The following is a 12,185-nucleotide window of genomic DNA, read 5'->3' on the forward strand; positions in this document are numbered from 1 at the left end:
GCATTATAGTTATCGATCCCATAGCGCAGTATGGAATGCCACCCATCAGTGATAGATGGGTAACACAAAAAATATCAACACGACGGGGCCGAAGAGTGAATATGTTCATGGTTGTGTCCCTGCCACCATACCAGCAGGTTTATGAGGCTCAGTGATACACCGGCTGCGGATACGCCAAGCCAGCCAAAATGCTGATAAGCAGATGCCGAGATAAGCGAGCCAAGCGCACCACCGATAAAGTAGCAAGTCATATAGCCAGAGGTAATACGGTTACGCGCTTCGGGCATCATGCGATACAACACAGTTTGATTGGTAACGTGTACCCCTTGAACGGCTAAATCCAGCAGAATAATACCCAGTAGCAACGCCACGATGGAATGTATACCGAAAGCGATAGGAATCCATGACACGGTCAATAACAGCAGCCCTGCTGTGGTGGTGGACGCCGCCTTGCCGCGATCTGCCCTGCGTCCGGCACTGTTGGCGGCAACTGCACCAGCAGCGCCGACCAGACCAAACAACCCGATGATACCTTCTGAATACCGATAGGGTGATGCGGACAGCAGGAACGCCATTGAGGTCCATAAAATGCTGAAATTGGCAAAAGTCAGCCCACCCAGCAGAGCACGAGTTCTCAGTGAAGGTGACACACTGAACAGTGTGAAAATCGACACTAGCAAGTGCGGATAATTGAGGCTACTGGGTTGATGGTAACGTGGCAATGCTCGCCACAGTATCAGCGCCATGACGGTCATTAATGCGCTGGCGAACCAGTAAACGGTACGCCAGTCTCCCAGCGAAGCCAATGCCCCCGCGACTGTACGGGCCAGCAGGATACCCAGCAACAGTCCGCTCATAATGGTACCCACTACTTTGCCGCGGGTTTCCGGTGTTGCCAGCGTGGCCGCTAGCGGAACCAGCAATTGTGCTACCACTGAAAACAGGCCGGTGAGCGCCGTTCCGACAATCATCAGCCACAGTGTAGGGGACGAGGCGGTAATCAGCATGCCTCCGGCGGCCAGTAATGTCATGATGACAATCAGGCTGCGGCGTTCCAACATATCACCGAGCGGCACCAGGAAGAGTAAACCGAAAGCGTAGCCCAATTGCGCCGCGGTAACGATAAACCCGGCTTGATTAACCGAGAGATTGAATGCGTTGGCTATGGCATCCAGCAATGGCTGGGCATAGTAATTACTGGCGACCGCAAGGCCGGTAGCGGCGGACATTACCAGGGTGAGCATCGGGCTTAACGCTGTATGCTGTTGTGTAGGCATAGTGGGGATAGTTAATATCGTGTTAAGAAAATAATGCTCAGTATCGAACAGCTTCGATAAAGATACCAGCAGATAATCGCAGGGCTTGCCATATATCCTGCTGTTTTACGACATATTATTATGCTTATAGAGAGTTGCATTGATCGGGAAGGGATGTGTGGATAAGCGAAGATTGAGCTGGTAAGGGAACCTGGATGTCCGTGGCTGATGCAAAAGGTTTTGCGTCAGCCACGGACATCCAGGGACTTTAAAAGGGCGTTATTTTGCTGCGCTGAGAGCGGTGCTGACCCAACCGTCAAACAGTTTCTGATGCGCGTGGATCCAGCCCTCTGTTTGGCGTTCAATATCCTGTTGAGACGCTTCCCCGTTGTGCATCCGCAGGTTTTGCGCATTCACATCGGCGATTGGTAATTTCATAATGGCGAAAAGTTTAGCCGCCGCCGGATTTTTTTCCGCCCATTTTTTGTTAGCGACAATACGCATGGTATTCACCGGGAAACCGTAATCCATACCATTAGGCAGTTTGGTGCTGACACCTTTCATTTCACCTGGCTGAGAAGAGAACGGTACCTGTAACCAGACGACATCACGTCCTGGAACCAAAACATCGCTCACCCAGTAAGGCGTCCAGGTGTAGTAGAGAATAGGCTTGCCTTCGTGATAACGAGCGATGGTATCGGCGATCAGGGCCGCATAGTTACCCTGATTATGTTCAACGGTCTGGTTAAGATGATATGCCTTCAGTTGATGATTGATCATGGCTTCACATCCCCAGCCAGGATTACAGCCTGTCAGGTCGGCTTTGCCGTCACCGTTGGAGTCAAACAATTTGGCTATCTTGGGATCTTTCAGTTGGGCGATGTTGGTTATCTTGTATTTATCCGCGGTTTTTTTATCGATCAGATACCCCTGGGCAGCGCCCGAGATATAGGCACCCTGGCGGTAAAATTTGGCGTCACCACCGGCGGCCTTGTATTGGTCGGCGTGCAGCGGGTCCCAGTTAACAGCCATGAAAGTGGCATCTCCGGCCGCTATGGCTGTGTAAGCGACGTTGTAATCCACTTCACGGATAGGCAGCACGTCGTATCCCAGTTTATCCAGAGCCTTGTTAACCAGCAGAGTTTGGAACGTTTCTTCAGCCAGGCTGCTTTGCAGGGGCTGAACCTTAATACCGTTGCCCGGCAGTTCTGCGGCCATTGATGAAGTACTGAGTACGGCACTCAGGGCAAGAATAACCATGCTTGTTTTGCGCATAATGCTTCCTCGTGGTGATGTGATGGGGCGCTGCGTGCGCCCTTGAACAGAGAGTATTGCGATTCACGTATGGCTGACGGTACGGCCATGGCTAACCAATCAGGATTTGATGAAAGGACGGAGCAATAGACCTAGCGGGCCTTTGACATACCAGCGCTGATTCCCTCGACTGCGTTGGTCTCGTCCCAGTGACTGAGTCAAACGGTCAAGAATAATAGCCAGAATGACAATGCCCACACCGCCGATGGCGGCCAGTCCCATATCAAGGCGACCAATGCCGCGCAGCACCATTTGTCCCAACCCGCCAACCGCAATCATGGATGCGATCACCACCATTGACAGTGCCAGCATCAGCGTTTGGTTGACACCGGCCATAATGGTCGGCATGGCTTGCGGCAACTGGACTTTAAACAGCATCTGGCTCGGACTGGCGCCGAAAGACTCGGCGGCTTCCACCAAGTCAGCCGGAACCTGACGAATACCCAGGATGGTCAGACGGATAATTGGGGGTAAGGCAAAAATAATGGTGACCACGACGCCTGGCACATTACCGATACCAAATAGCATGACGATCGGAACCAGATAGACGAAGGCTGGTGTCGTCTGCATAGCGTCCAGCAATGGACGAATAATTTTCGCGGCTTTCTCACTGCGAGCCAGCCAAATACCCATCGGCAAGCCGATAAGTATGCAAAAGAACAGCGCGGTAAGTACCAATGCCAACGTCACCATTGCCTGAGACCAGGCACCAATGGCGCCGATCACAATCAATGATATAAAAGTGGCTAATCCCATACCGAAGCTTGATATTTGCCAGGCTATCAGGGAAAACAGAATGATAGCCACTGGAGCAGGCATGCCCAGCAATAAATGCTGAAATCCACTTAAAATGAAGTCTACAGGTACTCGGATACCCTGAAACAGGGGGCGAAAATGCAGCACCAGCCAGTCAATCCCTGTCGTTACCCAGTGATCCAGTGGGATCAATGTGTGTTTGAAGGGATGAAGCAGGCTGAAATGCTCCGTTGGCGCATGAGGCACACTGTCAAGCCAGTTGGTGCTGCTGTCAGCCGCACCTGCGGGTGGTGTAGTGTTCCAGGCATTAGCGGCATGCGGTGTCGACACGCTTTGCGTGGTTGCCCAGGGGTCGGTTTGTGGTGGTGTAGTGACTTGAGAGGACGCATCCAGACCAGTGGTGGTGTCTCCCCAGGGATTGGTTGTTGAATCAGTCATTCAGAGCAGTCTCCTTATCCAGTGCCTGTAGCAACATCCCTTTGGATATGATGCCGATGTACTCATTATTTTCGCCAATGACTGGCACGGCACAGGGAGATTGAGCGACCTGTGAGATTAAATCGTTGAGTGACATATCAGCGGCAACGGGAGCGGGAACAGATAACAGCGCCTGTTCCAGTGGCTGTTGCTCTTTGAGCGCTTTTTTCAGTGACTCAATAGAGACGATACCGATGAATTTCTGACCCCGTTCCAGCACGTAGCCATAGTCGCGATCCTCTTCTTGCAGAATTTGTAGTGCTGAACGCGGCCCGACACCGGGGGTTTTGCGGATAATAGCCACTGGTCGGCGGCGGGCAATATCTTTGGCGCTGAACACGTGACTGATATCCACACCACGAAAAAAACTACGTACGTAGTTGTTGGCCGGATTGTTGAGGATTTCATCCGGGGTGCCGACCTGAATGACTTCACCGCTGTGCATGATGGCAATACGATCACCAATACGCATGGCTTCATCCAGGTCGTGTGAAATAAACACAATGGTTCGTTGCTGACGAGATTGCAGTTTAATCAGTTCATCCTGCATTTCGGTACGAATCAACGGGTCAAGTGCGGAGAAGGCTTCATCCATTAGCAGAATATCTGGATCATTAGCTAACGCACGGGCCAGACCAACGCGCTGGCGCATACCGCCAGACAGCTCATCCGGATAGGAAGCGGCATTGGCCTCCAACCCTACCTGCTGTAACGCGCTGATCGCTTTTTGCTCTCGCTCTGGCTTGGGTATACCTGCCAGTTCCATACCAAATGCGGTGTTATTCAGAATATCCAGGTGAGGCATCAGTGCAAATGACTGAAACACCATACTGATTTTTTTACGGCGGACTTCGCGTAAGGCGGTATCCGATATTTTGGCAATATCTTCACCGTCAATTAATACCTGGCCGCGAGTCGGTTCTATCAGACGATTGAGAAGGCGTACCAAGGTGGATTTTCCGGAGCCGGATAAGCCCATGATGACAAATATCTCGCCTTCTTCAATGGCCAGATTAACATTTTTGACGCCGACCGTCAGGCCTGTTTTTTCAAAAATCTGATCTTTATCTAAATCCTGATCAATTAGTTTGAATGCACGTTCAGTATGAACGCCAAATATTTTGTAGAGATTTTTTACTTCGAGTTTAATTGCCATGTAATTGGTTCTTTCCTATAGTGATTTATTGTCCTATAGCGTTGTCCTGATAATAATTTAAAGCGCCCTATACCCTACCATAATATGAGTCTGAGGCAACCTTTGTCTGCCCCGCGCTACTGACAGGCGAAAAAATTCCATACTATTAGTATAGGGTAAATTCGCGAAAGCCACTTGAAATTATTTTGCCCCGACACTGCCGATTTTCTATATTTAATATGTTTATTTTTCATGTAGTTAATCTTTAGTCATTGCAACGGATCAATAGCGATTATCCGGGGAGCATTTGTGTGGTGAAATAGGGTGTTTAAAACACGTATTTTGGCAGTGAAAAGAATTGTTAATAAACTTGCTGATTGATGGTTTTTCGGGGGAATAATCTGCATGTCAGGAAGGGTAATTAAATTATTATGGGCGGGTATATTACAGTGCCATGAAATGATCTTCTCCGGAATATAGCAGGGCAATCGGTGATGATACAGCGCGGATATTGCCTGATTTGCCGGGAGATATCGGTGGGAATAAAGCGGTTTGATACCGCTCTTTGTTGCAAAGATAAATGATTATAAATCCGAGAAATAAGTCACATAATTCAGCAGAAATATTTACCCGTTTCACCGGTTTTGAATGCTAAAGATCAACCCTATTCCATACTCCATATCATGCTATTGAACACATCGGATATGAGTGTCATCACTTTTTCCGGTACTCATTTTATCAATGGTTATCAATGTCACATTATTGAGTGGTATTACTGAAATGGTCATGGTGTCAGAATAAGGAATGCGTTATCCCAATATTGGTGGTACCCGCAGTTTTGGCGTTCTGACTGAATCCAATCTCGATCGGTCGTGTAGAGTAAATGCCTTGATTAAACGACGTGGCAGGTGCTCCCTTCAATGCGCAATGACAATATAAATGAATACAATGTGGCTAGCGGGTTAATCCGCGTATCCGTTCGGTGTTGTGGGCGGCGTCTGGCGTCTTGCCTGTTGTAAAAGGTGCAGCGTGATATTGCGAACTTCAGCCTTGCTGCTGGCAATATGTTCGCTGAGGATGCGTTGAGCGTCGACGGTGTGCTGCTGAAAAATGGCCAGCAGGATAGCAGAGTGTTCCTGATAGGTGGTGGCGATACGAGCCTGCTTGGTGAAGTCCAGACGACGGATAATACGGATTTTCTCTGTCACATCCCGGTGTACCCGCGCCATTTCGTGGTTCCCAGTGGTAGCGACCAACACCATGTGAAACTCTTCATCATGGCGGGAAACGGTAGCGCCATCATTAAGTGGCGGCTCGTCGATCCAGAACTGCTTCAGGAACCGGAGCTTTTCAGCGCCGAGGCCAGAGGGCAGCTCACACAGGCGGCGTATCGCTTCCCGTTCCAGCACGGTGCGCAAGTCGTACAAATCTTCAAAATAGGCAAAATCAAACGGACGAACCTGCCAGCCACTGCGAAAATAGACATCCACGTAGCCTTCGGTTTCCAGCCGGAACAACGCCTGACGTACCGGTGTACGGCTGACGGACATTCGCTGCGCCAGCTCGCTTTCTGTGAAGCGATCGCCAGGTAACAGTCGAAAATCAAAAATATCCTGCTTCAGTTGCTGGTAGATTTTCTCCGCCAGCACTGTTGGTCTGCTTTTTTGGCGGGTTTTATCCGCGCCAAAAGGGGAAAATTGCATCGTCTGGTTTCCTTTATTACCTGGCAGATATTTCACCACAGTTGACAATTGATCTGGTGGTAAACCTTGGTAAAAGACGCCTTATGATTGGGCTAAACTGGCGAGATAAGCGCGCCAGCCACCAAACTCGGTAATATCCCGTGCATCGTTCAACGCGGCGGGTTCACAGATAAACCCTTTCACCTGCCGATCATTCGCCAGTGTCAGCGTGCCAATACCGAGTGGTGCCGGGATCTCGGCCACAAACTCGCCAAAACGCGCCAATGGGATGTCCCACAGTTCAACCACAATCGGGCGACCAGCGGTGGTTTTTACCAATCCGGGTTTCGGTGGCTGGGTATTCGCCAATGCATATAAGCGGTAATCGTCGCTGGTGGTAGTCTGTTCCACCAACACGGCTTGGCGGGTCAGTAACTGGAAATTCAGCGGCATACCGGTGAGATGCGCACCCACTACGGCGATGCGCACATGGCGGGGTGATGGGGTGGCGACGGGTGCGTGAGGACTGAATGGTATTCCGGTAGCGCCTAATGACAGCGGGTTTGTGGCCTGCCAGCGCTGACCGAAAGTGGCCAGCGCCGCATCGTGCCAGGCCGGGGCAATCAGCGTGATTCCGGCGGGCAATCCATCGGCCCGGAAAGTGGCAGGCAGCGCCAGCGCGCACAAATCCGCCAGATTAGTGAAGTTGGTGTAAAGACCAAACTGGGCGTTATAACGCACGGGTTCCTGCGCCATTTCTTCAATAGTGCGGATGGTAGGGGTGGTCGGAACCACCAGTGCGTCGAACGGTGCCAAAACATCGTTGATCTGGCGTGCCAGTTCCGCCCGCAGATACTCCGCATTGAAGACATCACAGGCGCTGTAATCCACGCCATTTTCGATAATACCGCGGACCACCGGATCCAGCGCTTGTGGGTTATCCGTGAGCAGTGATCCCACGGCAACCGTCCGCTCCGCCACCCATGGCCCTTCATACAGTTGACGAGCTAATTGATTAAAAATAGAGAAATCGATGGGCTCCAGTGTCGCCCCCATGGCGCGCAGTTGGGTTAGCGTATGTCGGAATGCCTGTTCTGCCAGCGTGTCGCCACAAAACTCCAACACTTTCGGTATGGCAAAACGCAACTGGGGTGAAAAGGCGGCCGGGGTGGTGTTTGGGTGGGGGCGGGAGTAGGCATCCTGCGCATCATAGCCAGCGGCCAGCTCTGCCACCATTTTGGCATCGGCCACCGTCAATGCGAATACCGACACGCAGTCGTTGAGACGGCAGGCTGGCACGACGCCGCGGGTGGATAGCCAACCTTTGGTGGGTTTCAGACCAACGATATTGTTAAATCCGGCAGGAACCCGGCCTGAACCTGCGGTATCGGTGCCCAGTGAAAACGGGACGATACCACGGGCCACGACTGACGCGGAACCGGAGCTGGAACCTCCGCTGACATACTTCGGGTTGATGCTGTTGTGCACGGCACCGTGTGGAGAGCGGGTTCCTACCAATCCGGTAGCGAACTGGTCCAGATTGGTTTTACCCATCACGATAGCGCCGGCCGCTTTTAGGCGGGCGACAACGGCAGCATCCTGTTTGGCGCTATAGCTAAAAGCCGGGCAGGCAGCGGTTGTCGGCCAGCCTGCGACATCAATATTGTCTTTTACCGCAAACGGGATGCCATACAGTGGTAATGCAGAAGCATTTTGCTGCTGTGTCAACTGATCAATCTGTTCCTGTAACTGGGCTTCACTGGCGAGATAGATCCAGGCGTTGTCTTCCAGTGATAGATTATGTCGTAGTTGCAACAGGGTATCGGCTACTGACAGTGGCTGTTGTTGATAATGCTGTTGCCACTGGCATAGGGTAAAACCGGTAACGCTACTCCTTAAAGTCATAAGATAAATTCCATCTAGTACACAAGATTGAGTCCATTCATACAAACACCGTGCCATATTTTTAATTTATTGTTTTATATGATTTATTGATAATTTATAAAGTCAGGGCATAGCTCTTATGCATTGAGATAGCGCAGAGCCAGAACCAAAATGAAGCAAATGGATAACGCTACCAGCGGGGCTGACAGCGTTAGAAGGGGGAGACGAATATCAATGGGATCGAGCGATGTTCGTCAGGTCAGGCTTTTGTTGCAATGATAAGCGCTGTGTCTACGGTGAAACTCCCGTCACTGACAATATCAAAGTATTCAGTGACCTCGGCTCCCGCATGTTGCTGTAATGAACGGATGGCGACAATATGGTCAGTGTGCGTCTTCATGCGTTCCACCCAGGATGAAAACTCCAGGCGCAGACGAAACGTTTTTACCTCGCGTACCGCTAGTCCCGCCGCCGCCAATAATTGCTGCCACTCCTGTAGGGAAGCGTTGCGTACATGTGAAGGATCGCGCAGTAATTCGATACTTTGCAACCAGGTATCCAGTAACGAATCGCCGGGGGAGACGACATCCATAAACATACCCATGCCACCGGGTTTCAGGGTGCGCGCCATTTGCTCGATGCCGAGCGCAATATGCCGCCAGTGGTGAGCGCTGTAGCGAGTAGCGACCACATCAAAGGATTCCGACGGGCAGGATAATGATTCGGCGGCACCCTGTTTGGTCACAATATTGAGCAGATTACGTTTGACGGCTTCCTGTGCAACGGTATCCAACATGGATTGAGCGAGATCACAAGCGACGACGCGGTGTACCCGTGGTGCCAGTCGGAACGAAACATGTCCGCCGCCGCATCCCAGATCCAGGATGGTGGCATCGGGACGCTGGCCGATTCGTTGTGCCATCAAATCCAGATCATCTCCCTGAGCATGTACTGTACTGTTTAAATACGCCGTGGCTTGTGTGGCGTACTGGCGGGTAATAATGGCATTATGGCTTTCAGTTTTCATCGTTGATGTCCTGAAGAGTTAGAGAAGCCCTGATTCTCAGTTGAATGATTAACGACAACAAGGCAAGCACTTATCCTGGTATAAATTGCACTATGACGGTTTCTGATACGCGGCGTATTCTGGGCGCGTTTATTCGTGCCCACCGTGAACGACTTTCACCACCAGACAAGGCTGGGCGTCGTCGCACGCCGGGATGGCGGCGGGAAGAGCTTGCCGATGCCGCAGGGCTGGGCGTGACATGGATTACCTGGCTGGAACAAGGTCGGCATGTCGATGCTTCGGTTCCGGCGCTTTCCCGGTTGGCTGATGCTTTGCAATTGAATGCGGCCGAACGTGCTTCGTTGTTTGATCTGGCAGGCAAGCGTGACCGGCAATCTGAACCGGAAACCGCAGAGGCGCTATCGGACGCATTACTCCATTTACCCTCCATGTTATCCGCCCCCGCTTATCTGCTCGACCATGTCTGGACTGCTCGGGCCTGGAATCCTGCTGCTGCCGAGCTATTTATCGGTTGGCTGGATGAAACGGCGGAGACGCGTAACCTGTTGCGCTATGTGTTTCTTGTCCCAACTGCACAATCGCTGATTGTCGACTGGCAGGAACGGACGCGGCGACTGGTCGCTGAGTTTCGTGCCGATTTTAATCGTCGTCCTGGTGATACCCAAATGCAGGCGTTGGTGGATGATCTGTTGGGGCAAAGCCAGCGGTTTGCCGAGCATTGGCAAAATCAGGATGTTCTGTATCGTGAAGGTGGGGAACGCAGCTTCTGCCACCCCGAACAGGGGATCCTGCATTTTCAGCAAACAACATTACTGGTTGCTGCTCAGCAAACCATCAAGTTGGTATGTTTGGCACAAGTCTGAATCTGCCCGGTCCACTCTCAATCTGAAAAGTAGTGTCGTAATGTTCCATTTAATTCTGCGGTAAGGTGATTACCCTATCGGGTTTCCGGAAGGAGGCGAACGGCGGGTATCCTGGCTTCCTGATGGGCAAGTATTGCGGGGGAGTCGCCGTTTTTTACGGAACGCCCCCGTGGTTTTTATCCGTGCCGCTGAATATCAGTCCTTGCGCAATAACAACCCACGCATTGCAGTGGCGCTGGTTTTTACCGCGTGTTCATGACGCGCCAGATAACGATAGCAACTGGCACCCAGAAATGTGCCGATGAACCAACTGAAATTAGCTACTGCATGCCAGGCCGGGATGAAGCTGATGATCAAACCGATAGCGACCGCCGGGATCAGCGCCAGAACCGCATTGGGATTAAAGCCGTTGCGATACCAATAACGACCGGTCGGCGTAGCGTCGAACAGATCATCCACATGGATCTTGGCGCCTTTAATCAGGTAAAAGTCCGCCAGCAGAATGCCAAACAGTGGGCCGATAAAGGCACCGAGTACATCCAGCGTGTAGTGAATCAGTTCCGGTGACTGAAACAGGTTCCACGGTGTCAGCAGGACGGAACCCACGGCGGCGATCATGCCGCCGGTACGGAAGCTGATGCGTTGCGGTGAACAGTTGGAAAAATCAAACGCCGGGGAAACAAAGTTTGCCACGATATTGATGCCGATGGTCGCCACGATCATGGTCAGCAGACCGAGCGCTACCGCTACGCTATTGCCTACACGACTAACCGTTTCAATCGGGTCGGTAATCATCTGTCCGAACAGTGACTGGGTGCCGGAGACAATCACCACGGTAACGATGGAAAACAGCAAGAAGTTAAACGGTAAACCCCAGCGGTTACCGCGTCGGATTTCCTGCATGTTTTTGCCATAACGGGCAAAATCGCCGAAGTTCAGCAACGGGCCGGAGAAGTAAGAGACGACCAGCGCGGTCGCGGTGATCATTTGCCACGTCTGTTCTCCGGTTGTGAGGGTTTTGCTGGCGAGAGTAAAAGAGATATTTTCCAGACCGGTTTTGTAGATAATCCAACCGGCCAGCGATAGCATCACTATGTAGACCGCCGGACCGGCGACATCAATAAAGCGCTTGATAGCGCTCATGCCGTGCCAGAACACCATTGCCTGCAGGAACCACATGATGCCAAAACAGATCCAGCCCAGTGCCGACAAGCCAAGCCAGTGATTCTGCGTTAGCGGCGTGAGGGTCGGATAGAACTTCAGTAGCACCAGCATCAAGGCGTTGGCAGCCAGATAGGTCTGAATACCATACCAGGCGAAGGCGATCAGGCCACGAATAACCGCCGGGATGTTGGCGCCAAACACGCCAAAAGCCTGACGACAAACTACCGCATAAGGTACGCCGCTCATCTGGCTGGGTTTGGCTACCAGATTGGCGCACAGTTGTACGATACAAATACCTATCAGCAGGCATAACAGAACCTGCCAACTGGCCAGACCTAACGTGAAGAAGCTGGCGGCTACTACATAACCTCCCATGCTGTGTACATCCGACATCCAGAACGAAAAAATGTTGTACCAGGACCAGTTTTGGACGCGCGTCGGGGCCAGATCCGTATTACACAGTCTGGGGCTGTAATGTGCCTGGGTGTCATTGGCTAACGTATTATTTTCTGGCATGGAATCTGCTCCTCTTGACTGCGATCGTGAAATAGATGACCTCGGTGTATGTAATGAGATATTGCAGGAATTGGGCCAGAAAGAGATTTTTTGTATACAATTTATTATTTT

At 51.5% G+C, this 12,185-nt stretch carries 9 protein-coding genes; 1 reads left to right on the plus strand and 8 read right to left on the minus strand.

Annotation, left to right across the window (positions count from 1 at the left end):
* Positions 1-74: 74 nt before the first annotated feature.
* The 7 genes from CWC46_RS07480 to CWC46_RS07510 all read right to left on the minus strand — a co-directional run bounded on the left by CWC46_RS07480 (position 75) and on the right by CWC46_RS07510 (position 9,531).
* The gene (locus CWC46_RS07480; protein ID WP_021017492.1) at positions 75-1,277 is read right to left on the minus strand and encodes an MFS transporter; all 1,203 of its coding nucleotides are present in this window, start codon (positions 1,275-1,277) and stop codon (positions 75-77) included.
* Positions 1,278-1,535: 258 nt separating this feature from the next.
* Positions 1,536-2,531, minus strand: a complete 996-nt coding sequence (proX, locus tag CWC46_RS07485; RefSeq protein ID WP_021017491.1) for a glycine betaine/L-proline ABC transporter substrate-binding protein ProX — start codon at positions 2,529-2,531, stop codon at positions 1,536-1,538.
* A 99-nt stretch (positions 2,532-2,630) separates the two neighbouring features.
* On the minus strand, positions 2,631-3,764 hold the full coding sequence (gene proW, locus CWC46_RS07490) for a glycine betaine/L-proline ABC transporter permease ProW (protein WP_021017490.1): 1,134 nt from the start codon (positions 3,762-3,764) through the stop codon (positions 2,631-2,633).
* Positions 3,757-4,959 carry a glycine betaine/L-proline ABC transporter ATP-binding protein ProV gene (proV, locus tag CWC46_RS07495; protein WP_021017489.1) on the minus strand — a complete coding sequence of 401 codons (1,203 nt, stop codon included), beginning with the start codon at positions 4,957-4,959 and terminating at the stop codon, positions 3,757-3,759. Before proV ends, proW begins: the two co-directional genes overlap by 8 nt.
* Before the next feature lie 941 nt (positions 4,960-5,900).
* Positions 5,901-6,641, minus strand: coding sequence for a GntR family transcriptional regulator (locus CWC46_RS07500; RefSeq protein ID WP_021017488.1), 741 nt, complete (start codon positions 6,639-6,641; stop codon positions 5,901-5,903).
* A gap of 81 nt (positions 6,642-6,722) precedes the next feature.
* Entirely contained in the window at positions 6,723-8,525 is a 1,803-nt protein-coding gene (gene atzF, locus CWC46_RS07505) for an allophanate hydrolase (protein WP_021017487.1), read from the minus strand.
* A gap of 238 nt (positions 8,526-8,763) precedes the next feature.
* The gene (locus tag CWC46_RS07510) at positions 8,764-9,531 is read right to left on the minus strand and encodes a class I SAM-dependent methyltransferase (protein WP_021017486.1); all 768 of its coding nucleotides are present in this window, start codon (positions 9,529-9,531) and stop codon (positions 8,764-8,766) included.
* 92 nt (positions 9,532-9,623) lie between these two features.
* Here CWC46_RS07510 and CWC46_RS07515 point away from each other — a divergent pair, with 92 nt between their 5' ends.
* Positions 9,624-10,394, plus strand: a complete 771-nt coding sequence (locus tag CWC46_RS07515) for a helix-turn-helix transcriptional regulator (RefSeq protein ID WP_021017485.1) — start codon at positions 9,624-9,626, stop codon at positions 10,392-10,394.
* A gap of 195 nt (positions 10,395-10,589) precedes the next feature.
* Here the strand turns inward: CWC46_RS07515 and CWC46_RS07520 are convergent, their stop codons facing one another.
* Complete coding sequence (locus CWC46_RS07520; protein WP_021017484.1) at positions 10,590-12,074, minus strand: NCS1 family nucleobase:cation symporter-1; 1,485 nt, start codon at positions 12,072-12,074, stop codon at positions 10,590-10,592.
* Positions 12,075-12,185 lie beyond the last annotated feature (111 nt).

The organism is Prodigiosinella confusarubida, assembly GCF_002847015.1.
Lineage (GTDB): Bacteria > Pseudomonadota > Gammaproteobacteria > Enterobacterales > Enterobacteriaceae > Prodigiosinella > Prodigiosinella aquatilis.